Origin of the sequence: Cyanobium sp. Candia 9D4 (genome assembly GCF_024346155.1) — a bacterium.
Classification (GTDB): domain Bacteria; phylum Cyanobacteriota; class Cyanobacteriia; order PCC-6307; family Cyanobiaceae; genus Cyanobium; species Cyanobium minutissimum.
Genome location: NZ_JAGQCK010000001.1, coordinates 23521 through 45331, shown reverse-complemented (window position 1 = coordinate 45331; position 21811 = coordinate 23521). Strand labels below are relative to the sequence as shown.

Here is a 21811-nt window from a genome sequence, read left to right as displayed (position 1 = left end):
GGCCGGTCTCGGCCTTCACCCTCGGCACGATGCGGGCCCTGGAGTCCCCGGCGCTGATGGAGGCGGTGCTGGATGCGGCCCTGGCGGCGGGCATCAACCACATCGAGACGGCCCCCGCCTACGGCCCGGCCGAGGCCTTCCTCGGCCGGGCCCTGGCGCGGCTGGGGGAGCGGGACCCCGCCGCCCGTGCCTCCCTGGTGCTGACCACCAAGCTGCTGCCGGGGCCGGAGCCGGACGACGGCCGGGCCCAGCTGCGGGCCTGCCTGCGGCGACTGGGGGTCGAGCGGCTCGACAACCTGGCGGTGCACGGCCTCAACCGGCCGGAGCATCTGGCCTGGGCCCTCTCGGGGCCGGGGGCCGACCTGCTGGCCTGGGCCACGGAGGAGGGGCTGGTGGGTCAGGTGGGCTTCAGCAGCCATGGCGACACCGCCCTGATCGAGGCGGCCCTGGCCAGCGGCCGCTTCGGCTTCTGCAGCCTGCACGTGCATCTGTTCGACCGGGAGCGGCTGCCCCTGGCCCGGGCCGCCCTGGCGGCGGGCATCGGCGTGATGGCCATCTCCCCGGCCGACAAGGGCGGCCGCCTCCATGACCCTCCCCCCGAACTGGTCGCCGACTGCACCCCCTTCGCGCCGCTGGAGCTGGCCTACCGCTTTCTGCTGGCCGAGGGGATCAGCACCCTCACCCTGGGGGCCGCCGTGCCGGAGGATCTGGCCTGGGCAGTGCGCCTGGCCGACGCCGGTGCCACCGCGACGGCTCAGGCCACGGGCGCCGCAGGGCGGGAGCTGGCGGCGGCCCTGGCCCGCCTGGAGGCGGCCGGCCGGCAACGGCTCGGGGCCGACCGCTGCGGTCAGTGCCGCCAGTGCCTCCCCTGCCCCAACGCCGTGCCGATCCCGGCCCTGCTGCGGCTGCGCAACCTGGCGGTGGGCCATGGCATGGAGCCCTTCGCCACGGAGCGCTACAACCTGATCGGCCGGGCCGGCCACTGGTGGGAGGCCGTGGATGCCGCCGCCTGCGGCCGCTGCGGCGACTGTCTGCCGCGCTGCCCGCTGCAGCTGCCCATCCCGGACCTGCTGGCGGACACCCATCGCCGGCTGGCGGCCGCCCCGCGGCGGCGCCTGTGGGGCTGAGCCGGCTCGGATGGGTGCCCGGGCGGATCAGGCGGCGGGCGCCGGGGCGGCCCCATCCCAGAGCCGCTGCAGCGCCGCCCGCTCGACGGCGGTGAGGGGCGCCAGGCTGAAGCAGCGCTCCAGCACAGGCTGGGGGGGCAGCAGCAGGGCGGCGATGGCCGCCGGGAAGTCGGCCAGGGCCCGCTGCAGCTGGTCCCTGGGCAGGGGGGGCACCCAGCCCCCCGCCAGCAGGGCCGGCAGCAGGGGGGGCTCCAGGGCCTCCCCCAGCCACTCCAGGGGGGGCTCCGGATGGGGGCCGGCCGGCCGCAGCAGCAGGTTCCAGGTGAGGGGGGAGCCGCTCTCGGGCAGCAGCACCTGCAGCCGGGGATCCCGGCGCAGCAGGCCCACCACCCGCTGGCGGGGCAGCACGGCGGCCTCGGCCTCACCGGTGAGCAGCAGGCTGAGCCCGTCCCTCTCGTCATAGGCCAGAGCGGCCCGCCGCAGCCGCCGCAGGCGCTCCGGGTCCTCCCCGACCAGGGCGATCGTCACCCGGGGGGAGGAGGGCAGCACCAGCCGACCGGCCAGGCTGGGGTCGAGCAGCAGATCCCAGCCCTCGGCCCGGCGCCGGGCCAGGTCGGGGCGGCTGCGCAGCACCAGGACCCAGGGGCCGTAGGACCAGGGGAAGGCCACCGGAGCGGCGCCGGCGGGGCCATGGAGCCGGGCCAGCGGGGCCGCCAGCGGCGTCAGCCGCTCGATCAGGGCCTGGGTGCCGATGGGCTGCAGGTCGGCGGGCCTGAGTTCGGCGGCCCAGCCGTCACTGAGCTGCAGCAGGCCCGTCCGGGCGGCGGACGCCCGGGCCAGCACCTGGGCGGGATCCTCCAGGAGCTGGCTGCGCCAGGGGTTCGGCAGGCGCCGGGCCCAGGCGGTGGGCAGGTCGCCGCGGCTGGCCAGCAGCAGCGTCTCCTGGCGGTCGCAGCCGGCCAGCAGGGTGAGGGCGGAGGCGGCGCCGAGACGCAGCAGGGTGCGGCGGCTGAGGCCTGGGGTCGACGGTGGGGGGAAGGGGGCACCCATCTAGCGGACCGTAGGCGGCGGCGGCCCCAGCAGGGTGGCGCAGGCCTGGTCGCAGAGGCGGGCAAGGGCCGGGGCGGAGCGGCCGCTGAGCTGCCAGAGCAGGGCCAGGCCCCCCGCCCCCACGCCCTCCTTCACATAGCCGCGCTCGTAGGCGGCCAGGGCCGGGTGGCAGGGATCGGGGAAGCGCAGGTCGGCCGCGAAGGCCAGGGGCTCCACCCCCCAGCGCTCGCCGATGCGCTGCAGCAGCAGGGCCAGGTCGCTGCCGGCCTCCTGGGCCACCCAGGCGGTCGTGCCCACGGCCGCGGCGGCGGCGACCGCCGGGCGCAGGGAGGGGGGCGCCAGGGCCAGGGCCAGGGCCAGCACCGCCGCCATCTGGCTGCCGCCCGCCAGCAGCACCGGCCGGCCGGCGGCGGCGGCCGCCAGCACCATGGCGGCCGCCAGGGGCTGCATCGGATCCCCCACGGCGGCGGCCACCCGGGCGGCACCGCCGTCGCCGCCCTCCAGGCCGGCCGCCGCCAGCCCCCGGGCCACCAGGGCCGCCTTGCGGCCGTGGTCAGGGTGGCGCAGGCTGCCGCTCACCAGCCCGTCGGCCGCCACCCCCAGCCCGCTCAGCACCGCCAGGGCCGTGCTGGTGCCCCCGGGCACGCATTCCGCCAGCAGCAGGGGGCGCCCCCCAGGCGCCAGGCGCTCGCCCCAGCGCCGGCCCAGGGCCAGCAGGGCCTCCAGCCGCCCCGGGTCGAGGGCCGCGCCCCCGCTCAGGCACCGGGCCGGTCCGGCCCCCGCCGGCCCCGGCAGCCGCAGGTGAGCCACCGCCGGGGCCACCGGGCAGCCCAGGTCGACCACGAGGGAAACCAGGCCCAGCTCCCGCAGCACCACGTGGCTGATCAGGGCGGGGGACACCCCGGCGGGCAGGGGCGGCAGGGCATGGGGGCGCTCCCCGGCGGGTCCCAGCACCAGCAGTTCGGCGTCGGCCGCCGCCGTGCGGCGGCGGGAGGCGGGGGTGGCGCCGGCGGCGGAGATGCCGGGCACGGCGGCCGTGGCGGTGCCCGCCAGCAGGACCAGCACCTCCGCGTCACGCCACCCCTGGCGCCAGGGCCGGACCCAGGCCTCGGCGGCGGCGGCGGAGCCGGTGATCCGCCCCGGCTGGCTCAAAGGGGGTCGAGGGCCACCAGGCCACGCAGGGCCGGCGGCGGCTCACTGATCGGCTGGTCGAGCCGGGGGAAGATCCAGTAGGCGACGGCATGCAGCGCCAGCACCACGATCAGGTTCTGAAGCAGCACCAGCAGCAGGGCCGCGACCTGCACCTGGTCGAGGTCGAAGCCGCCCGCCAGACCCACCACCCCCGCCAGGCGGTCGAGCAGGTTGGCCGCAGCGGTGGTGATCACCACCCAGAGGTTTTCCCCCACCAGCACCGAGAGCACGGCCACCCGCACCAGGAAGCCGGCGGCGCCGATCAGGCCCCCCACCCCCAGGGTGAGCCACCAGCTGCTGCGGCGGCGCCAGCCCCAGCCCAGCCAGAGGGAGAGCAGGCCGTAGGGGAACAGCACCAGGGGCCCGCGGATCGGCCCCATCAGGGCCACCAGCAGCAGGGTCGTCACCACCACGCCCTCCACGGCGCAGCGCCAGCCATGGCGCAGCTGCAGCAGGGCCAGGGGCAAAGGCAGGGCGAGGCGGAACAGGGGACTGCCCACCGGCAGGTAATAGAGCGCCACCCAGAGCAGGGCGGTGGCGGCCGCCAGGTAGGCGGTGTCCATCAGCTGGCGCGCCTGGCGGTGGCTCAGCTGGCGCCGGAGGGGAGGGGTCATCGGGTCAGCGCGGCGCCGGCGCCGGTCGGGAGGTGGCGGGGGCGGTGCCGTTGGCGGCGCCCGCGGGGGTCTCGGCGGCCCCGGAGCCGGCCGGGGGCATGCGCTCGATCGTCTCCACCTCGAAGGGCACGCCGGCGGCCCGCAGGGCCTTGGTGACCACCTCGGCGGGGGCGGAGGGATCCGCCTGGGGCAGCCGGATGGTGACGCGGTAGGGGGCCGGCCGGACGGCCGGGGCCAGGGGCGGCGCCGGGGTGGCCCCGGTGGCCCCGGCGCCGCCGGCCGCCGGGCGGGGCGGCGGGGTCGCTCCACTCGCCGGGGGCTGCCTGGCAGCCGCAGGGGTGGGGGCGGCCGGGGAGGAGGCCGGCGGGGCCGGGGCGGTGGTGCGGGCGGGGGCGGCCGGGGCGGCGGGGGTCGCCGGGGCACGGGAGAAACTGCGGGACAGGGCGTCGCCGAAGGAGGTGCCGCCGCAGGCGGAGAGCAGCAGGGACAGGGTCAGCAGGGGTCCCGCCAGCGAGAGGGGGGGGCGGGGATGGGCCATCAGCTGGCCGCGGGCTTGATCACCCGCACGGCGCTGGCCCGCAGGCGACCGGACTTGGTGGTGGCGGGGGGCTTCTTGGCGGCGGTGGTGGTGCTTGCGGCCTTGGCGGCTGCGCCCCTGGTGGAGGGGGCCTTGGCGGCTCCCGTCTTGGCGGTCCCAGCCTTGGTGGTTCCCGTCTTGGCGGCGGTCTTCCGGGCGGCGGGCTTGGCGGCGGCCTTGGTGCCGGCCCGGGAGCGGGACGCCCCCTTGCCGCTGGCGGCCTTGGCGGCCAGCAGCTCCACCGCCTGCTCCAGGGTGAGGGTGTCGGCGGTGGTGCCCTCCGGCAGGGAGGCGTTCACCTTGCCCTGCTTGACGTAGAGCCCGTAGGGACCGTCGAACAGCTGGATGGCCTCCTCGGAGCCTTCGGGCACGCCGAGATCCTTGAGGGCGGTGCGGCCGCCGCGGCCCTTCTTGGGCATGGCCAGCAGCTCCAGGGCCCGGCTCAGCCCCACGGCCAGCACGTCGTCCTCGGCCTTGAGGGAGCGGTAGTCCTTCTCGCCCTTGCCCTTGTCGTGGACCACGTAGGGACCGAAGCGCCCCAGCCCGGCCTGCACCTTGCCGCCGTCGGGATGCTCCCCCAGGTGGCGGGGCAGCCGCAGCAGCCCCAGGGCATCCTCGAGGCTGAGGTCCTCGGGCTTGACGCCCTTGGGCAGGGAGGCCCGTTTGGGCTTGGGCACCTCCTCGCTCACCTGGCCGCGCTGGACATAGGGGCCGTACTGGCCGAACAGCAGGTACACCTGCTCGCCGGTCTCGGGGTCCTCCCCGAGGGACTCGGGCCCTTCGGCCTTCTGGCGCAGCAGCAGCTCCGCCTTCTCGGCGTCGAGGTCGGCCGGGGTGATCTCCTGGGGCAGGGTGGCCTTGAGCAGCTCCTCGCTGCCGTCATCCGCCACCCGCTTGGTCTCCAGGTAGGCGCCGAAGCGGCCGATGCGCACCACGCAGGGCAGGCCCTCCAGCACCACCGTGCGGGAGATGCCGGGGTCGATGTCGCCCTCCCGCTGCTGCACCTGGGTCTCCAGGCCCTTCTCCCCCTTGTAGAAGTTCTCCAGGTAGGGCAGCCAGGACACCTTGCCGGTGGAGATCTCGTCGAGGGTGTGCTCCATCTTCGAGGTGAAGGCCGTGTCCACCAGGTCGGGGAAGTGCTCCTCCAGCAGGGCCGTCACGGCGAAGGCCGTGAAGCTGGGGGTGAGGGAGTTGTTCTGCAGGGTGGCGTAACCCCGGTCGACGATGGTGCCGATGATGCTGGCGTAGGTGGAGGGCCGGCCGATGCCCTCCTTCTCCAGGGTCTTGACCAGGGCCGCTTCGCTGTAGCGGGCGGGGGGCTGGGTCTGGTGGCCGAGGGCCTCGACGCCGCGGCAGACGGGCGCGTCACCGACGGCGAGCGACGGCAGCAGCACCTCCTGGCCCTCCAGCGCGGCATCGGGGTCATCGCTTCCCTCCACATAGGCACGGAAGAAGCCGGCGAAGTCGATGCGCTTGCCGCTGGCCCGGAAGGTGGCGCCCGCCGCCTCGATGTCGACGGCCAGCAGGGTGAGGCGGGCATCGGCCATCTGGCTGGCCACGGTGCGCTTCCAGATCAGTTCGTAGAGCGCCAGGTCGCGGCCGTCGAGGCCGGTGTCCTTCGGCGTGCGGAAGCTCTCGCCGGCGGGCCGGATCGCCTCGTGGGCCTCCTGGGCGTTGCGGGCCTTGGTGCTGAACTGGCGCGGCGCCGGGCTGAGGAACTCCTTGCCATACATGGCACCGACGCAGTTGCGGGCCGCCGTCAGGGCCTGGTCGGAGAGGTGCACCGAGTCGGTGCGCATGTAAGTGATGAAGCCCCGCTCGTAGAGGGCCTGGGCCGTGCGCATGGTGTCGCGGGCCGAGAGCCGCAGCTTCCGGTTGGCCTCCTGCTGCAGGGTGCTGGTGGTGAAGGGGGGCACGGGCTTGCGCACCGTGGGCTTCTCCTCCACCGCCGCCACCCGCCAGGGGGAGGTCTCCACGGCGGCCTTGAGGGCGGCCGCCTCGGCCTCGCTGAGCAGCTTCACCTTGCTGCCGCTCTTCAGGCCGCCGGTGGTCTCGTCGAAATCGGAGCCGCCGGCGATGCGCTCGGCCCCCACGTGGGTGAGCTTGGCCTCGAAAGGCGAGGCCGTCTGCTCCAGACGGGCCTTGAGATCCCAGTAACTGCCGCTGCGGAAGGCGCGACGGGCCCGCTCGCGCTGCACCAGCAGCCGCACCGCCACCGACTGGACGCGGCCGGCGGAGAGGCCCCAGGCGACCTTCTTCCACAGCAGGGGCGAGAGGGTGTAACCCACCAGGCGATCGAGGATGCGCCGGGTCTCCTGGGCATGGACCAGCTCCATGTCCAGGTCACGGGTCTGGTCGAGGGCGCGGCCGATCGCCTCCTTGGTGATCTCGTGGAACACCATCCGCTTCACCGGCACCTTCGGCCCGAGCAGCTGGAGCAGGTGCCAGCTGATGCTCTCGCCTTCCCGGTCCTCGTCCGTGGCCAGCAGCAGCTGGTCGGCATCCTTGAGGGCGTCCTTGAGCTCCTTCACCACCTTTTTCTTGTCCTTCGGCACCACGTAGAGGGGTTCGAAGCCGTTGGCGGTGTTGACACCGAGGTTGGCCCACTTCTCGCCCTTGTGGGCGGCCGGAATCTCGCTGGCGTTGTTGGGGAGATCGCGCACGTGGCCCATCGACGCCTCCACCCGGAAGGTCTTGGGCAGGAACGCCCGGATGGTGCGTGCCTTGGTGGGGCTCTCGACGATGACCAGGGTGTGGGCCACGGGAAGGCGCGATACCGCTTCCTTCTTTATCGCATCGACGGGCCCGGCGGGTATCCGGGCACCAGACCGCCCCTCCAGATGGCGGCTACAGTCCGCCACATCGCGCGCCTACCCGAACCCTGTGGCCGACCTGTTTCTGGCAGCAGCGAGCTCCGTCACCCCTGCCGCCACCACCGCCGCTTCCGCCGCCGATGCGATCGCCTCGGGTCTGGGCACCGGCGCTCTGGCCCTGCAGCTGAACGCCGGGGCGATCGCGCCGGAGGCGGCCGTGCTGCTGACCCTGGTGGTCTGTCTGGTGGTCGACCTGGCCGGCGAGAAGGCCGCCAGCCGCTGGGTGCCGCCCATCTGCTACGGCGGTCTGGGCGCCTCCCTGGTGCTGCTGGCCCTGCAGTGGAACAGTCCGCTGGAGCCCTCCTTCCTGGGCTCCTTCCTGGCCGACAACCTGGCCATCGCCTTCCGGGCGGTGGTGGCCGCCTCCACCCTGATCTCCCTGCTGCTGAGCTGGCGCTACGTGGAGCGCAGCGGCACGCCCATGGGCGAATACGCCGCCATCCTGCTGGCCGCCACCCTCGGGGCCATGTTCCTGTGCGGCTCCACCGATCTGGTCAGCATCTTCATTTCCCTGGAAACCCTCTCGGTCGCCAGCTATCTGCTGGCGGGCTACATGAAGCGGGATGCCCGCAGCTCCGAGGCGGCCCTGAAGTATCTGCTGGTGGGATCGGCCGCCGCCGCGGTGTTCCTCTACGGCGCCTCGCTCCTCTACGGCCTCAGCGGCGGTGCCACCAGCCTGGCCACCATCGGCCTGGCCCTGCAGACCAGCGCCTCGCCGATCACGGCGCTGGCTCTGGTGTTCGTGCTGGCCACCGTGGCCTTCAAGATCGCCGCCGTGCCCTTCCACCAGTGGACGCCCGACGTTTATGAGGGGTCCCCCACCCCGGTGGTGGCCTTCCTGTCGGTGGGCTCGAAAGCGGCCGGTTTCGCCCTGGCGGTGCGGCTGCTGGTGGGCTGCTTCGAGAGCTTCGATGCCCAGTGGAAATTCCTGTTCACCGTGCTCGCGGTGTTGAGCATGGTGCTGGGCAACGTGGTCGCCCTGGCCCAGACCTCGATGAAGCGGATGCTGGCCTACAGCTCCATCGGCCAGGCGGGGTTTGTGATGATCGGCCTGGTCTGCGGCACCGAGGACGGCTTCTCGGCGATGGTGCTGTACATGGCCGCCTATCTGTTCATGAACCTGGGCGCGTTCGCCTGCATCATCCTCTTCTCCCTCCGCACCGGAAGCGACCGCATCGCCGACTACGCCGGCCTCTATCAGAAGGATCCCCTGATCACCCTGGGCCTGAGTCTCTGCCTGCTCTCCCTCGGCGGCATCCCGCCGATGCTGGGCTTCTTCGGCAAGATCTACCTCTTTTTCGCCGGTTGGGCCGACCACCAGTACCTGCTTGTCGTGGTGGGCCTGGTCACCTCCGTGGTGTCGATCTACTACTACATCTCGGTGATCAAGATGATGGTGGTGAAGGAACCCCAGGAGGCTTCCGATGTGGTCAAGGCCTATCCCGCCATCACCTGGAACCTGGCCGGCATGCAGCCCCTGCGGGCTGCGCTTGTGGGCTGTGTCGTGATCACCGCCGTCGGCGGGGTGCTCTCCAGCCCCCTGTTCGACTGGGCCAGCTCCACCGTGGCCGGCACCCCGATCCTGCAGCAGGCCATCGCCGCCAGCGCCATCGCCCCACTGGGCTGAGTCGGGGGCAGATTTCCCTAGCCTGGCGGCCATGGAGTCCCTCCCCCCACCGGTGGCCGAACTGGTCCACGTCTCGAAGGTCTACGGCAGCGGCGACACCGAGGTGCGCGCCCTCGACGACCTCTCCCTGATCGTCCAGAAGGGCGACTACCTGGCGGTGATGGGGGCCAGCGGCTCCGGCAAGAGCACCGCGATGAACATCCTCGGCTGCCTCGACCGTCCCAGCTCCGGCAGCTACCGGCTCAACGGCACCGATGTCGACAGCCTCGACGACGACGAACTGGCCGACCTGCGCAACCAGCAGCTGGGCTTCGTCTTCCAGCAGTTCCACCTGCTGCCCCAGCTGAGCGCGATCGACAACGTGATGCTGCCGATGATCTACGCCCGTGTCCCCAAGGAGGAGCGGCGACGGCGGGCCCTGGCGGCCCTCGATCGGGTGGGCCTCTCCCACCGGCTGGAGAACAAGCCCAACCAGCTCTCCGGGGGCCAGCAGCAGCGGGTGGCCCTGGCCCGGGCGATCATCAACGACCCGGCCATGCTGCTGGCCGACGAGCCCACCGGCGCCCTCGACTCCCACACCACCGAGGAGGTGCTGAGCCTGTTCGGCGATCTCAATGCCCAGGGGATCACCATCCTGCTGGTGACCCACGAAACCGAGGTGGGCGCCAGGGCCGACCGGGTGGTGCACTTCCGCGACGGCCGCATCAGCGCCTGAGGCGCCCTCAGCCCGGCGTCGGGCGGGCGGTGGGGGGCACGCTCAGCCGCTCCCCGGGCAGGGGCAGCGGGGAGCGGGGACGCTCCAGAGTGGCGATCAGCTGACCCATCAGCAGGGCCACCGCGTCTGTGGGGCCGCTGCCGTCGGCACTGGCCAGGCCGGCGAACAGGCCGCCGCCCGGATCGAGGTCGCCGGGGTCGGTGGCCACCCAGCCGCCGTCCTGGGGCAGGCGCAGCTCGAAATGCAGGTGGGGGCCGGTGCTCAGGCCCGTGCTGCCGACCCGGCCGATCACCTCGCCCTGGCGCACCATCTCGCCGTCCTTGACGTAGAGCTCGGAGAGGTGGCCGTAGAGGGTGCGACGCCGGGGCCGGTCGTGCTCGATCTCCACCGCCAGGCCATAGCCGCCGGCCAGGCCGCTGCTGACGACGCGCCCGGAGAGGGCGGCCACCACCGGGGTGCCCTCGGGCGCGGCCAGATCACGGCCGGCGTGCATCAGCCAGCTGCCCAGGACCGGATGCAGGCGATAGCCGAAGCCGCTGGTGGTGACGGCCGAGCCGATCAAGGGGAAGAGCAGCCGCTGGTTGCCGTTGCCGATGATCGGGGCGGGCCGGGGGGTGACGCGGAACACGTCGGTGAGGCGGAAGCTGCCGCCGGCACCGGTGAGCAGGGCGCTGACCGGCACGGTGATCGGCGGCAGGGGGGAGGCGTCGAAGCCGAAGCCGCCGAAACCGGCCCCGCGGCCCCCGGCCACCAGATCCCCCTCGCCCAGGCCGTCGCTGAGGCCATCCTTGCGGCCGCGGCCGATGATGATCACGCCGGTGCTGCACTCCTGGGCCGAGAGGGCGCCGGCCTTGCAGGCCCGGCTGCGGGTGGCGGCCTCCTGGGGTGACAGCAGCGAGCCGCGCACCCGCACGCGCTCCGCGGGGGTGACGACCCCCTCCCGCACCAGGGCATCGAGGGAGGCGTCGAAGCGGCGGGGCGGCTCCGGCCGGCGCTCCGCCGTTCCGGGCCGCAGGGTGGCCGGGGGGGCTTCCCCGGTGACCGGGGGCGGGGGGGCCAGGGGCTGCACCGGGGTCTGGAACTCGGGGCGGGTCACCGGCGCCGCGATCCGCACCGAGGGACGCTGCACCGGCGTCGGCGCCGGGGCCGGGGCCGGGGCCGCCTGATCCGCCGGCTCGAGGGCGGGAACCGCCTGGGCGAGCACCAGCGGCATGGCCAGCCAGGAGGCGGCAGCGCTGGCGCCGAGCGCCGTCAGGACGGTGAGGGGCTGGGAAGCCATGTCAGGGAGGGACACCGGGGGGCGTGCAGGGGGACGACCCGGCGCCGGAATTGCCGGAGACCAGTGTACGGGGGGTCTTCATCCGGCGCCGAAGCCGCGGTGCAGCACCCGCTCGGCGCTGCCGGCCACCAGGCGCAGGCCACCGTCGGCCGCCAGCCCGGCGGGCCACCAGTCGATGCCATCGAGGTGGATCGGACCATTGGGAAGATGCAGGCGCCGCTCCGCCTGCCGGCAGACCTCCTGGGGCCGCCCGGCCCAGGCCATGGCCCACTCCAGGGCCGCCAGCACCTCCCCGACCCAGTGCCGGGGATCGGCACAGCCGGCTCCCAGCAGCTCCGCCAGGGCCACACCACCCTGAGGCGCCCGGTTGCTGGCGTTGAGCCCCACCCCCACCCGGGCCCAGCGGCAGGAGCCCCCCCGCAGCCGCAGGCGCGGCAGCAGGCCCGCCAGCTTCCGGGGGCCACCCGCGCCGGGCAGCAGCAGGTCGTTGGGCCACTTGAGCCGCACCGGCAGGCCCCGGGCCTCCAGCCGCAGGCAGAGTCCCACCGCCACCGCCAGGCCGGGGGCCGCGGCCGTCGCCGCTTGCGCCGGCCAGGGCAGGGCCGCACTGAGCCAGACCCCCCCGGCCGGGGAACACCAGGGCCGGCCCTGCTGGCCGCGGCCGAAGCGCTGCCGGCGGGCGATCACGGCCCGGGGGGCCAACAGCGGCCTGTCGCCGGCCAGCCGCGGATCCCGGGCCAGCCAGCGGTCCAGTTCCGTTTCGGTGCTGGCGCACACCGGCAGCCACCGCAGCCGCCAGGGGGCCAGCTCCGGCGGGGCCCCCGTGCCCGCCGTGGGGCGCCGCCGCCGGGCACCGATCGCGCCGATCAAAACCGCCGCAGCCAGTCGCCGATGCGGGCCGCACCGGCCTCCAGCTCGCCGGCCGGGTGCACCAGGGCCAGCCGCTGCCACCCCTCACCGCCGGGGCCGAAGCCGTTGCCGGGGGTGAGGCAGACGCCGGTGCCCTCCAGCAGGGTGGCGCAGAAGCGTTCCGAGTCCAGACCCCGCTCCCGTGCCACGGCGGGGATCTGCAGCCACAGGTAGAGGGCCATCGACGGCAGGCGCACCGGCCAGCCCTGGGCCTCGAGGGCGGCGGCCATGCGGTCACGGCGCTCGCGGTAGACGCCGCGCAGCTGCCCGGGCCAATGGGGGGCCTGCTCCAGGGCGGCGATCGCCCCGGCCTGCAACGCCAGGGACTGGTTGAAATCCACCACCCCCTTGAGCTGGCGCAGGGCGGTGATCAGCTCCTCGGCGCCGATGGCAAACGCCAGCCGGTAACCCCCGAGGCACCAGCTCTTGGAGAAGGAGAAGAACTCGATGCCGCAGCGGCGCCAGTCGGGATGGCGCAGCAGGGCGGGGGCCTCCCCCTCCAGGGCCAGATCCACGTAGGGGTTGTCGTGGGCGAGTACCACGTCATGACGCAGGGCCCGCTCCACCGCCCCATCCAGCCAGGCCTGCTCTCCGGTGGTGGCGGTGGGGTTGTGGGGGAAGCCCAGCACCATCAGCTTCAGCGACTGCCACTGGCTGGGGGACAGCCGGTCGAAGTCGGGCCGCCAGCCGGCGTCGGCGTCGAGGGGCAGCAGCACCGGTTCGGCACTGGCCAGATGCAGCCCCCCCCGATGGGAGGGGTAGTAGGGGTCGAGCAGCAGGGCCCGATCGCCGGGGTTGAGCACCGCCAGCGGCAGGTGGGCGGTGCCCTCCTGGGAGCCCACCAGCAGCAGCACCTCCGTTTCCGGGTCCACGGCCACGTCGAACCGTCGCCGCGCCCAGGCCGCCACCGCTTCCCGGAAGGGCAGGGTGGCGGCATGCAGGCAGTAGGAGGCGCTCTCGGGCCGGCTCAGGCCGGCGGCGATGGCCTCGAGGGCCACAGCGGGCGGCTGGAGGTCGGTGGAGCCGAGGGAGAGATCCAGCAGCGGCGGCAGGGGCGCCCCATCCGGGCCGTGGCCGGCGGCGGCCCGGGCGCTGTAGGCGGCCTTGCGCTGGTCGTTGCGGGCGAAGACGCCGCTGCCGAGCCGCGACAGGCGCTCAGAGATGGGCATCCAGGAAAGCCTTCAGCTGGGACTGGGCCATGGCACCTTCGTGGCGGGCCAGTTCCTGGCCGCCGCGGAACAGGATCAGGGTGGGGAGGCCCTGCACCTTGAGGCTGTCGCGGCTGACGGGATTGGGGTCGGCCTCCAGCTTGCCGACGGTGAGAGCGCCGCCGGGGGCGTCGGCATAGGCCGTGGCGGCCCAGGTCATCAGGGGGGCCATCAGCCGGCAGGGGCCGCACCAGGGGGCCCAGACGTCGACCAGCACCGGGCCCGGCACCTCCAGGACCGAGGCCTGGAAGGTGGCATCGGTGAGGTCGAGGACGGGGGAGTCGACGTCGGCGGGCACGGCGGTCGGGACAGCGGTGGCCCGATTGTATGAATTCAGAGCTTGTCGATGGACTGGCGCAGTTCCTCGAGCTCGGCGTTCACCTCGGCCACCTTGACCGGCTCCAGCTGGGGGGCCGGGCCGCCCTCCATGGGCAGGGAGATGGGGGTCTTGCCGCCTTCGAGGCGGGTCTTGAGGGCCGCCAGTTCGTCATCGACGTCGCTGCCCTCGAGGGCGGCGAACTGGCTTTCGAGATCGGCACCGGCCAGCTCGGCGGCGGCCTGGCTGCGGGCCTCCATGTTGAGCACCTTCTCCTCCATCTGGTCGAAGGCGGCCATCGAGCTGTTGGTGCTCAGGCTGCCCACGGCGTTCTGGAGCTGCTCCTGGGCCTGGGCCGCCTGGGCACGGGCCTTGAGCATGTCCTTCTTGGTCTTGGCCTCGGCGATCTTGCCCTCGAGGGCGGTGAGGCTGCGCTTGAGGGTGTCGACCTGGGAGGCCTGGCCGTTGAGCTGGGCGTTGAGGGCGGTGGCGGTGTCCTGGTAGGTCTTGCGGCGGGAGAGGGACTCGCGGGCCAGGTCCTCCTCCCCCTTCTTGAGGGCCAGCTCGGCCCGCTCATACCAGGTGCGGGCCTGGGCTTCGGCCTGCTCGGCCTGGTTCTGCAGCCGCTTCTGGCTGGCGATGGCGGTGGCCACGGCCTGGCGCAGCTTGACCAGGTCGGCCTGCATGTCGGCCACGGACTGGTCGAGGATCTTGGCCGGATCCTCCGCCTTGCTCACCAGATCGTTGAGGTTGGCGCGCAGAAGACGGCTCAGCCGATCGAAGAAACCCATGGAGGCGGGGCCAGTGCAGAAATCGAGCGTAGCCAGAACCGGCCACCCGGTCTTCCCCGGCGATCAGCGGATTGCCGCACCCACACCCGGGCCTGGGGCCCTCAGCTGTTGCGGCGCCGGGCGTGGGCCTGCAGCTTGAGGGCGTAGTCGCCCATGGAATGGTCGGCGACCACCGCCTTGCCCCTGGTGAGCAGGAAGCGGCGGACCACGACGCAGAAACGCCAGAACGCGTCCGGGCTCATCACCACCTTCAGGTCCCGGAAGGGGATCTGCTGGTCATCCGGGAGGTTGGCGGCGTCGGAGAGGAACACCACGCTGCCGGCATGGGTGTAGCCGAAGAGGTTCCGCCGCAGGAACTCGGCGATCCGGAAGGTGCCGTTGATGGGAATCAGCCGGATCAGACTCAGCAGGATCAGCAGGCTGTAGCCGAAGGGGATGCGGGTCACCCCGTCGGCGGCATTGACGATCCGGTAGATGGGCGTCCGGATCGGGGCGAAGAAAGCGTCATCGCCGGCCCGGGGGCAGCCGAAGGTGTAGGTGGCGCCGGTGCTGTCCGAGCCGAGGTAGCGGGTGGCCACCAGGGCCAGGGCGCCGCCGAGGGAATGGCCGGTGATGTAGAGGGGGGCACCTGGATGGCGCGCCAGGGCGGCCTGCAGGGGGGCGCGCACCTTGTCGAAGGCGGCGAGGAACCCGGCATGGGCCCGGCCGCCGCCGGGGGCCGCCACCAGGTGGGCCCGCAGATCGGCGCTGATGTCGTGGATGCTGGTGACCTGGGTGCCCCGGAAGGCCAGCACAAGCATGGCGTCGGGCCCCCGGCCGGAGGGGAGGTTCAGGCGGACCAGGATCGCCTCGCTGCCCTGCACGGCGATGCCCTCGAGCAGTTCGAAGCCGGCCGTCTCCAGGGCCGAGACCACCACCCCGTCCACCGTCTGGCCGTTCTCGATGGCGGCCGCCACCAGGGCCCGCACCACCGACTCCCCCCGCTGGCTGCGGGCCGACTCGAGGATGCGGAGCACGAGCTCGTCGATCCGGATCTCGGCGGGCAGCTTCTCGTAGACCAGCCGGGCGATCTCCGCCAGCAGCCAGGCGGTGCGGTCGGAATAGGCGGCGCGGAGGACCGGGACCTGGCGGATCAGGGTGGGATCGTCGAAGTAGCCGGCCATGGCGATGCCCCGGGGATGGAGGTTCTCCGGGTCCCAGCCTTGCCCAGCGGCCTGCCCCGTCAACCCGGGAACGGGTTTCCATCACCGGCCGAAGCACGCCTTAGCGTGTGTTGATGGAGCCTTCCCGGTCCCGCCAGCGCCGCGCCTCCGAGCCAAGCAGCTCCCGCAGCGGCTCCCGTCGCCAGCGCGTCGAGGCGGTGCAGACCCGGCAGGTGGGCAACGTCGCCCTGCTGATGCCGCCCGCCCGGCCCCCGGCCAGTGCCCTGGCCAGCTGCCTGGACAACCTCCAGCAGGAGTGGCGCCGCGACGGCCATCTGGCCGCCCTGTGGCGGGAGTGGCCACGGATCGCCGGGCCCCAGCTGGCCCCCCACTGCCGTCCCCTGCAGCTGCAGGGGGGCCTGCTGACCGTGGGCGCCGCACCCGGGCCCTGGCTGCAGGCCCTGCAGTACAACCGCCACCAGTTGCTGGGGTCGCTGCGGGGCGCCGGCTTCAGCGTCCGAGACGTGCGGGTGCAGCAGCACCACCCCGGCGCCTCCGCAACGCCCGGCAGCCTCAGCGAGGCGGAGGTATGGGCCGTCCATCCCAGCCGCTGCGACGTGCACGGCCTGGCCGACTGCCCCGCCTGCGGCCGGCCGGCGCCGGCCGGGGAGATGGCCCGCTGGGGCCACTGCAGCTTCTGCCGCCGCGCCGATCTGGCCTGAACGGCCTGGCCCGGGGCCGGGCGCTCAGGGGAGGGGGTGGGCAGGGGAGAGGTGGTCGTCCCCGGGCCCGAACAGCGCCCGCCAGGCCGCCTCCTGCGCCGCGGCGGCCTCGCTTCCCTCGAGGGGGAATCCGGCCAGGAAGTCCTTGTCGGCGGCGGGCTCGTAGGGCCCCTGCTTGATCTCCATCATCACGGCATCGGGCGAGAGGGCCACCAGGGTGTGGATGACCCCCTCGGCCAGCTCGATGCCGCGCAGGGGGCCGGCGGCGCTGATCCGCTCCCGCTGCAGCACCCGTCCCTTGGCATCGAGCAGCAGCAGCCCCACCGCCCCCTGCAGCACGAGGAAGCACTCGAAACCGTCGCCGGGCTGCGCGCGCCGATGGCGGTGGGGCCGCACGTAGGTGCCGGGCTGCAGCACGTTCAGGAAGCGCTGCACCCGGTCGGTGGGGGCGTGGAAGTTGTGGTTGCGGCGCCGGCGGGGGGAGCCGGCGGCGGCGGCGGCCACCGCATCGAAGAGGTCCTGGTCGATGCGCTGGAGCGGGGACGGGGCGGCGGAGTCCATCGCAGGGTCGGCAGGCAGACCGTGGTCTACCGCCCGCGGCGGCGACCGCCCATGGGCACGGCGGCGGCCCATAGATTGGCCTGCCTGGGTGATGGGGACGGACATGGGCGCAGGTCGACGGGCTCGGTGGCAGGCGACGGCCCCGCTCCTTCTTCTGCTGGGCACCGGCCAGGTTCTGCCGGCGGCGGCAAAACCGGGACCCAGGCCGGCGGCACCGGTCGTCATCTACACGATCGAGGCCACCACCACGACGGGGATGGGGGCGATGGGGGGCGCCGGCATGCTGCAGATGATGCTGGGGGGTCGGCCGGCCATGGGCGCCAGCAGCCGCCAGCTGGAGCTGCGGCTGCAATCACCGCAGACCGCCGCCAACCCCAACGCCGAGCACCGCATCCCGGCCGCCATGGCCATGGGAACCGCCCTGCCGCTGACGAGCGGAGCCGCCAGCCCCGGGCAGCTCGGCCGGGAGTGGAAGGAGGAGGACATCCCCGAGGCCAAGGGCCGGCTGCTGCTCTTCCGCGGTTGCGGCGAGAGCGCCGGCGCCGGCCAGCCCGAGATCATCACCCTGCAGGGACTGACCACGGAGCAGCGACGCCAGGTGCTGTCGGGGCTGAAGCGGCTGGGAACCGCCACCGGCCCCACGGGCACCTCGGGCCGCTGGCCGTCGGGCGAGGCGGCCCCCGCGGTGCCGCCGCAGGCCTCCCTGGTGGGGACCCATCTGGTGGCCAGCAACTACGCCCCGGAGATCCGCTTCCAGGTGGGCAGCGGCCACGACTTCCTGGCCCCGGTGAAGCTGACGAGCACCCCGGCCGGGGGCGCCCAACGGCTGAGCTGGCCGACCATCCCCACCGCCCTCGGCTACCAGGCGACGGCCACGGGCATGGGTCGCCAGGAGGGCGACATCGTCATGTGGACCTCCAGCGAGCTGCCGATGGCCGACAGTGCCGTGCCGGATGACCTGCGGGCCCCGGAAGCGGCCCGGCTGGTGCAGCGCGGCGTGCTGCTGGCCCCGGAGCGCACCACCTGCACGGTGAGCGCCCAGGCCATGGCGGCCATGGGGGCGGCGATGGTGAGCTTCACCGCCTACGGCGACACCCTGCTGCTGAGCAGCCCCCAGGGCAGCCCCGCCTGGCGGCTCAGCCTGGAGCGCCGCTCCACCGCCACCCGGCTGCTGGGGGACGGCATGGAGCGCCTCGATCCGGGCTTCGGCGCGGGCCAGGAGGCGCCGGCTCCCCAAGGTGGTGGCTTCAACCTGTTCAAGCTGTTCTGATCGCTGCCGCGCCCGTTCCCCGATGGAACGGCCAGGGCATCGCCGTCACCGGCCCCGGCGCCCCTGGCTGAAGCTGAGCGTGCCGCCGGGACCCACCTCGATCCGGACCCCTTCCCCGTACTGGCTGTTGGTGACATAACCCTCCTCGGCCCGCAGGCCGGTGCCGTCCGCCAGCTCGCCCTCGATCACGAAACTCGCATCGGAGACGATGCGGAAGGAGCGGCTGACCGTCTCCCCAGGAGCGATCGGCCCGAACCTCAGCGTCTCCCAGGGCAGGGACACCTGCAGGGACCTGATCGTGCGACCGCTCCTGTTGACGACCGTGAGGACGTTGCGGGTGTGCTCCCGGAACGCCACCCCGGTGCCGATGGCCGCCGCCAGGCCCGCGGCCACCGCCAGCGCCAGGAACGAGCGTCGCGGGAGTCGGGACATCGAGATCACTCTGGCAAGCCCGGAGCCGGCGGCCCGGGGCCCGGCCTCCATAGGCTTGGCCCGCTCGGCACCCTTCCGGCACCCGCAGGAGTCCGCCCTTGGCTGCAGCGCGCCACATCCTCCTGACCGGCAGCAATTCCGGCATCGGCTTCGAGGCGGCGGTGATCCTCTGCCGGGCCGGCCACCGGCTCACCCTGCCCTGCCGGGACCGGGCCAGCGCCGAGGCGGCCGCACGCCGGGTGCTGGAGCGGGCCGGCACCGGCACACCCCCCGCCGCCTCGGTCTGCGACCTGGCGGATCTGGAGAGCGTGCGGGCCTGTGCCGCCGCCCTGCGGGCCCAGGGGACCCCCATCGACACCCTCGTGCTCAATGCCGGCCTGCAGTACGCCGGCGCCAGCGAACCGCGCCGCACTGCCCAGGGCCATGAGCTCAGCTTCGGGGTGAACCATCTGGGCCATTTTCTGCTGGCGCAACAGCTGCGGCCCCTGCTGGCGGCGGGCCGATCGCCGCGGCTGGTGGTCACCGCCAGCGAGGTGCACGACCCCACCACGGCGGGGGGCAAGGTGGGGGCGCCGGCGGGCCTGGGCGCGCTGGCGGGCCTGGTGCCGGGCCAGGGCACCACGATGGTGGACGGCTCGGCTCCGTTCAGTGCCGACAAGGCCTACAAGGACAGCAAGCTCTGCAACGTGCTGTTCGCCCGCGAGTTCGCCCAGCGGCTGGAGGCGCAGGGCACACCCTGGCCCGTCCTGGCCTGGAGCCCCGGGCTGGTGATCCCGCCCACCAGCACAGGCGGCTTCTGGCGCTACAGCCGCCAGTCCAACGAGCTGGGCCAAAGGCTGTTCGCCCTGGCGGCCCGCTCGCTGCTGCGCCTCACCGAAAGCGTCGAGAACGCCGGGGCCCTGCTGGCCGCCCTGGCCAGCGATGACGCCTACGCCGCCAGCGGCTTCACCTACCACCGCAACCGCGTCACGGCTCCGGGCCGGCACGTGTTCGAGGCCACCGCCACCAGCGCCGAAGGCCAGGACGCCGATCTGGCCCGGCGGCTCTGGGAGGCGAGTGCGGCCCTGGTGGGGGTGGGGGCGGATTGGCCGTGAGCGGCCGGCCCGAGCGGCTGCTGTTCCTCCCCGGCGCCTCGGGCGACACGGCCTTCTGGCGCCCCCTGGAGCAGCGGCTGGCCTGCCACGCCGAGCGGCTGCACCTGGGCTGGCCGGGCTTCGGCGACACGCCGTCCCGGCCGGGGGTGGAAGGCTTCGACGACCTGCTGACCCTGGTGCTGGAGCCGCTGGATCGCCCCTGCGCCGTGATCGCCCAGTCGATGGGCGGGGTGCTGGCCCTGCGGGCCGCCCTGGCCCGGCCCCGCTGGGTGACACATCTGGTGCTGGCCGCCACCTCCGGCGGCCTTCCGATGGCCGAGCTGGGGGCCGCCGACTGGCGGGCCGGCTTCCGCACCAGCCTGTCCCACCTCCCCGACTGGTTCGCCACGGAAACGACCGACCTCTCCGGGCACTTGGCGGAGGTCGCCGCACCCACCCTGCTGCTCTGGGGCGATGCCGACCCGTTCAGCCCGGTGGCCGCGGGGGAGCGCCTGGCCATGCTGTTGCCCGATGCCCGTCTGCACGTGATCAACGGCGGCGACCATGATCTCGGCCTGCATCACGCCGGGCGGCTGGCACCACTGGTCGACGCCCACCTCACCCCACCATGAGCAAGACCACCAGCACGTACTGGAATCCGCTGGCGCCGGAGCAGGCCCATCGCTGGCGCTGGCTGGAGGGGCTGGAGGGCCAGGTGCAGGAGCTGGTGCTCAGTGAGGATCCGGCCACCGGGGAGATCACCCGCCTCACCCACTTCTTGCCCGGGGCCGACACCACCGCCTTCGGGGGCAAGGCCCACCCCTTCCCCGAGGAGATCTTCATCGTCAGCGGGCGCCTGTTCGATGCGGCCTTCGGCCTGTGGCTGGAGAGCGGGCACTACGCCAGCCGGCCGCCGGGGGAGCTGCATGGACCTTTTCGCAGCGAGGAAGGCTGCCTGGTGCTGGATGTGTCCTTTCCCCAGCGGGGCGGCGAAGGAGCGTCATGAAAGGGTCGTCATGAGGGGTGCCGGCGCAGACCCTGGAGCTCATCCTCCAGCGCAGCGATCCGCTCCTGCAACGGTCGCAGCTGGGCTTCCAGCTCCGCGGCTGTGAACCGGGGAGTGATGAACTGGGGGCAGTTCCAGTCGAAGGCCTCCACCCGGATGCGGAAGAGGCGCTCCACCTCCCCGGCAGCCTGCGGTCCCAGCTGCTCCGCCAACTGGGGGTCATCAGCGGGCGGCACCACCTGCGCTTCCCCGTCGATCTTGAGCCGGCGACGGGCGGGGTAATCCATCAGGAACAGGGCCACCCGCGGATCCCGGCGCAGATGGCCGGCGGTGAGCAGCTGGCGATTGCCGCCGTAATCGGCGAACCCCAGGGTGCGCTCATCGAGCACCGTCAGGAAGCCCACCGGCCCGCCCCGGTGCTGCAGGTAGGGGGCACCCGCTTCGGTGAGGCTGGCCAGATAGAAGCTGTCGCGGGCGCTGATGAAGGCGATCTCCCTGGCACTGAGGCGATCGGACGCCGGGGCCGGGGGTACGCCCTGGCTCTGGCCATAGGCCTGGAGCTGGGCCTCGCCCACGGCGGGGGTGAGATGGCGATGCAGGTAGTGCTGGCTCATGGGGGAAGTTCCTCTCAGGCCTCCAGGCCCTTCATGGGCACGTAGCCCGGCAGCGCCTTGATCCGCCCGATCCAGGCGCAAACGTTGGGATAGGGGGCCAGATCGATGCCGCCGTCCGGGGCCAGGGCCACGTAGGGGAACACGGCGATGTCGGCGATGGTGGGACGCTCCAGCTCCAGCCACTGCCGGTGGGCCAGGTGCCGCTCGAGCCGGTCGAGCAGGAAGGCGGCCTTCTCGGTGGCCCGCTCGATCGGGATCGCCTGGACGCCGAACAGGTGATGCAGCCGGGCGCTCTCCGGCCCCTGGCGCACCTCGCCGGCCGCAGTGGAAAGCCAGCGCACCACCCGGGCCTGGCCGAGGGGATCGGCGGGGAGCCAGAGGCCATCCCCCTGGCGGGCCGCCAGGTAGAAGAGGATCGCCTGGGCGTCGGCGAGGGTGATGCCGTCCTCCTGGAGCACGGGCACCTGGCCGAAGGGATTGAGGGCGAGGAACGCCTCCCCCTTGTGCTCGCCGGCCATCAGATCGACGCGGACCCACTCGTAATCGAGCCCGAGCAGTTCCAGGAACAGGCGCACCTTGTAGCTGTTGCCGGAGAGTTCGTGGCCGTGGAGCTTGAGCATCAGGTCGAGGGGATGGGGGGCCAGGGGATGCGGACAGCCTGAGTAGACAGACCGGTCTGCGCATCCAAAGGTAGCAGACCTTTCTGTCTACTCA

General features: G+C 73.5%; 23 protein-coding genes. 8 read left to right on the top strand and 15 right to left on the bottom strand.

The genetic code is table 11. The annotated features are described in order from the left end of the window. The first annotated feature begins 29 nt into the window (after positions 1-29). Complete coding sequence (locus KBZ08_RS00185; protein WP_254970442.1) at positions 30-1127, top strand: aldo/keto reductase; 1098 nt, start codon at positions 30-32, stop codon at positions 1125-1127. 27 nt (positions 1128-1154) lie between these two features. Here the strand turns inward: KBZ08_RS00185 and KBZ08_RS00180 are convergent, their stop codons facing one another. The 5 genes from KBZ08_RS00180 to topA are packed head-to-tail and all read right to left on the bottom strand — an operon-like array spanning position 1155 to position 7321. Further along, positions 1155-2177 (bottom strand): twin-arginine translocation pathway signal, encoded by a 1023-nt coding sequence (locus KBZ08_RS00180; protein WP_254970440.1) that lies wholly within the window; start codon positions 2175-2177, stop codon positions 1155-1157. After that, positions 2178-3329 (bottom strand): NaMN--DMB phosphoribosyltransferase, encoded by a 1152-nt coding sequence (locus KBZ08_RS16435; protein ID WP_106220405.1) that lies wholly within the window; start codon positions 3327-3329, stop codon positions 2178-2180. Continuing rightward, on the bottom strand, positions 3326-3982 hold the full coding sequence (locus KBZ08_RS00170; RefSeq protein ID WP_106220404.1) for a DUF2232 domain-containing protein: 657 nt from the start codon (positions 3980-3982) through the stop codon (positions 3326-3328). Before KBZ08_RS00170 ends, KBZ08_RS16435 begins: the two co-directional genes overlap by 4 nt. 4 nt (positions 3983-3986) lie before the next feature. After that, entirely contained in the window at positions 3987-4520 is a 534-nt protein-coding gene (locus KBZ08_RS00165; protein ID WP_254970438.1) for a hypothetical protein, read from the bottom strand. Continuing rightward, positions 4520-7321, bottom strand: a complete 2802-nt coding sequence (gene topA, locus KBZ08_RS00160; protein ID WP_106220402.1) for a type I DNA topoisomerase — start codon at positions 7319-7321, stop codon at positions 4520-4522. Before topA ends, KBZ08_RS00165 begins: the two co-directional genes overlap by 1 nt. Positions 7322-7517: 196 nt before the next feature. Here topA and KBZ08_RS00155 point away from each other — a divergent pair, with 196 nt between their 5' ends. After that, on the top strand, positions 7518-9059 hold the full coding sequence (locus tag KBZ08_RS00155) for an NAD(P)H-quinone oxidoreductase subunit N (RefSeq protein WP_106220506.1): 1542 nt from the start codon (positions 7518-7520) through the stop codon (positions 9057-9059). A gap of 31 nt (positions 9060-9090) precedes the next feature. Next, positions 9091-9774: an ABC transporter ATP-binding protein gene (locus tag KBZ08_RS00150; RefSeq protein WP_106220401.1), complete on the top strand. Its 684-nt coding sequence runs from the start codon at positions 9091-9093 to the stop codon at positions 9772-9774. Between the two features lie 7 nt (positions 9775-9781). Here the strand turns inward: KBZ08_RS00150 and KBZ08_RS00145 are convergent, their stop codons facing one another. The 6 genes from KBZ08_RS00145 to KBZ08_RS00120 all read right to left on the bottom strand — a co-directional run bounded on the left by KBZ08_RS00145 (position 9782) and on the right by KBZ08_RS00120 (position 15440). Beyond that, the gene (locus KBZ08_RS00145) at positions 9782-11053 is read right to left on the bottom strand and encodes a M23 family metallopeptidase (protein WP_254970432.1); all 1272 of its coding nucleotides are present in this window, start codon (positions 11051-11053) and stop codon (positions 9782-9784) included. A gap of 78 nt (positions 11054-11131) precedes the next feature. Then, on the bottom strand, positions 11132-11923 hold the full coding sequence (locus KBZ08_RS00140; RefSeq protein WP_254970430.1) for a biotin--[acetyl-CoA-carboxylase] ligase: 792 nt from the start codon (positions 11921-11923) through the stop codon (positions 11132-11134). Beyond that, a complete protein-coding gene (locus tag KBZ08_RS00135) occupies positions 11920-13131 on the bottom strand; it encodes an aminotransferase class I/II-fold pyridoxal phosphate-dependent enzyme (protein WP_254970428.1) in 1212 nt (403 codons plus the stop codon). The genes KBZ08_RS00140 and KBZ08_RS00135 overlap by 4 nt, the downstream gene beginning before the upstream one ends. Next, positions 13118-13468, bottom strand: coding sequence for a co-chaperone YbbN (locus tag KBZ08_RS00130; protein WP_106220397.1), 351 nt, complete (start codon positions 13466-13468; stop codon positions 13118-13120). The genes KBZ08_RS00135 and KBZ08_RS00130 overlap by 14 nt, the downstream gene beginning before the upstream one ends. 35 nt (positions 13469-13503) lie before the next feature. After that, positions 13504-14277: a PspA/IM30 family protein gene (locus tag KBZ08_RS00125; RefSeq protein WP_106220396.1), complete on the bottom strand. Its 774-nt coding sequence runs from the start codon at positions 14275-14277 to the stop codon at positions 13504-13506. 101 nt (positions 14278-14378) lie between these two features. Continuing rightward, positions 14379-15440: a lipase family protein gene (locus KBZ08_RS00120; protein WP_254970426.1), complete on the bottom strand. Its 1062-nt coding sequence runs from the start codon at positions 15438-15440 to the stop codon at positions 14379-14381. A 113-nt stretch (positions 15441-15553) separates the two neighbouring features. Between KBZ08_RS00120 and KBZ08_RS00115 the strand changes: the two genes are divergently transcribed. Next, on the top strand, positions 15554-16141 hold the full coding sequence (locus KBZ08_RS00115; protein ID WP_254970425.1) for a DUF721 domain-containing protein: 588 nt from the start codon (positions 15554-15556) through the stop codon (positions 16139-16141). Between the two features lie 24 nt (positions 16142-16165). On the opposite strand, the gene KBZ08_RS00110 is transcribed toward KBZ08_RS00115, so the two are convergent. Further along, complete coding sequence (locus KBZ08_RS00110) at positions 16166-16702, bottom strand: WbuC family cupin fold metalloprotein (RefSeq protein ID WP_254970423.1); 537 nt, start codon at positions 16700-16702, stop codon at positions 16166-16168. A 103-nt stretch (positions 16703-16805) separates the two neighbouring features. Between KBZ08_RS00110 and KBZ08_RS00105 the strand changes: the two genes are divergently transcribed. Next, the gene (locus KBZ08_RS00105) at positions 16806-17972 is read left to right on the top strand and encodes a hypothetical protein (RefSeq protein WP_254970422.1); all 1167 of its coding nucleotides are present in this window, start codon (positions 16806-16808) and stop codon (positions 17970-17972) included. A gap of 45 nt (positions 17973-18017) precedes the next feature. Here the strand turns inward: KBZ08_RS00105 and KBZ08_RS00100 are convergent, their stop codons facing one another. Continuing rightward, positions 18018-18404 carry a hypothetical protein gene (locus KBZ08_RS00100; RefSeq protein WP_146134559.1) on the bottom strand — a complete coding sequence of 129 codons (387 nt, stop codon included), beginning with the start codon at positions 18402-18404 and terminating at the stop codon, positions 18018-18020. 98 nt (positions 18405-18502) lie between these two features. On the opposite strand from KBZ08_RS00100, the gene KBZ08_RS00095 reads away from it, so the two are divergent. The 3 genes from KBZ08_RS00095 to KBZ08_RS00085 are packed head-to-tail and all read left to right on the top strand — an operon-like array spanning position 18503 to position 20483. Then, positions 18503-19498 (top strand): SDR family NAD(P)-dependent oxidoreductase, encoded by a 996-nt coding sequence (locus KBZ08_RS00095; RefSeq protein ID WP_254970417.1) that lies wholly within the window; start codon positions 18503-18505, stop codon positions 19496-19498. Then, positions 19495-20109, top strand: coding sequence for an alpha/beta fold hydrolase (locus KBZ08_RS00090; RefSeq protein WP_254970415.1), 615 nt, complete (start codon positions 19495-19497; stop codon positions 20107-20109). The genes KBZ08_RS00095 and KBZ08_RS00090 overlap by 4 nt, the downstream gene beginning before the upstream one ends. Beyond that, a complete protein-coding gene (locus KBZ08_RS00085; protein WP_254970413.1) occupies positions 20106-20483 on the top strand; it encodes a cupin domain-containing protein in 378 nt (125 codons plus the stop codon). The genes KBZ08_RS00090 and KBZ08_RS00085 overlap by 4 nt, the downstream gene beginning before the upstream one ends. 8 nt (positions 20484-20491) lie before the next feature. On the opposite strand, the gene KBZ08_RS00080 is transcribed toward KBZ08_RS00085, so the two are convergent. Continuing rightward, positions 20492-21097, bottom strand: a complete 606-nt coding sequence (locus KBZ08_RS00080) for a pyridoxamine 5'-phosphate oxidase family protein (protein WP_254970412.1) — start codon at positions 21095-21097, stop codon at positions 20492-20494. A 14-nt stretch (positions 21098-21111) separates the two neighbouring features. Further along, on the bottom strand, positions 21112-21717 hold the full coding sequence (locus tag KBZ08_RS00075) for a glutathione S-transferase family protein (RefSeq protein WP_254970410.1): 606 nt from the start codon (positions 21715-21717) through the stop codon (positions 21112-21114). Between the last annotated feature and the right edge of the window lie 94 nt (positions 21718-21811).

Excerpts from the sequence above, each read along its gene's own strand:
- KBZ08_RS00115 (WP_254970425.1), top strand. The coding sequence starts at position 15,554 with ATGGAGCCTTCCCGGTCCCGCCAGCGCCGCGCCTCCGAGCCAAGCAGC.
- KBZ08_RS00185 (WP_254970442.1), top strand. The coding sequence starts at position 30 with ATGCGGGCCCTGGAGTCCCCGGCGCTGATGGAGGCGGTGCTGGATGCG.
- KBZ08_RS00100 (WP_146134559.1), bottom strand. The coding sequence starts at position 18,404 with ATGTCCCGACTCCCGCGACGCTCGTTCCTGGCGCTGGCGGTGGCCGCG.
- KBZ08_RS00120 (WP_254970426.1), bottom strand. The coding sequence starts at position 15,440 with ATGGCCGGCTACTTCGACGATCCCACCCTGATCCGCCAGGTCCCGGTC.
- KBZ08_RS00145 (WP_254970432.1), bottom strand. The coding sequence starts at position 11,053 with ATGGCTTCCCAGCCCCTCACCGTCCTGACGGCGCTCGGCGCCAGCGCT.
- KBZ08_RS00180 (WP_254970440.1), bottom strand. The coding sequence starts at position 2,177 with ATGGGTGCCCCCTTCCCCCCACCGTCGACCCCAGGCCTCAGCCGCCGC.
- KBZ08_RS00165 (WP_254970438.1), bottom strand. The coding sequence starts at position 4,520 with ATGGCCCATCCCCGCCCCCCCCTCTCGCTGGCGGGACCCCTGCTGACC.
- KBZ08_RS00170 (WP_106220404.1), bottom strand. The coding sequence starts at position 3,982 with ATGACCCCTCCCCTCCGGCGCCAGCTGAGCCACCGCCAGGCGCGCCAG.
- KBZ08_RS00125 (WP_106220396.1), bottom strand. The coding sequence starts at position 14,277 with ATGGGTTTCTTCGATCGGCTGAGCCGTCTTCTGCGCGCCAACCTCAAC.
- KBZ08_RS00075 (WP_254970410.1), bottom strand. The coding sequence starts at position 21,717 with ATGCTCAAGCTCCACGGCCACGAACTCTCCGGCAACAGCTACAAGGTG.
- KBZ08_RS00135 (WP_254970428.1), bottom strand. The coding sequence starts at position 13,131 with ATGCCCATCTCTGAGCGCCTGTCGCGGCTCGGCAGCGGCGTCTTCGCC.
- KBZ08_RS00105 (WP_254970422.1), top strand. The coding sequence starts at position 16,806 with ATGGGCGCAGGTCGACGGGCTCGGTGGCAGGCGACGGCCCCGCTCCTT.
- KBZ08_RS00110 (WP_254970423.1), bottom strand. The coding sequence starts at position 16,702 with ATGGACTCCGCCGCCCCGTCCCCGCTCCAGCGCATCGACCAGGACCTC.
- KBZ08_RS00080 (WP_254970412.1), bottom strand. The coding sequence starts at position 21,097 with ATGAGCCAGCACTACCTGCATCGCCATCTCACCCCCGCCGTGGGCGAG.
- KBZ08_RS00085 (WP_254970413.1), top strand. The coding sequence starts at position 20,106 with ATGAGCAAGACCACCAGCACGTACTGGAATCCGCTGGCGCCGGAGCAG.
- KBZ08_RS00150 (WP_106220401.1), top strand. The coding sequence starts at position 9,091 with ATGGAGTCCCTCCCCCCACCGGTGGCCGAACTGGTCCACGTCTCGAAG.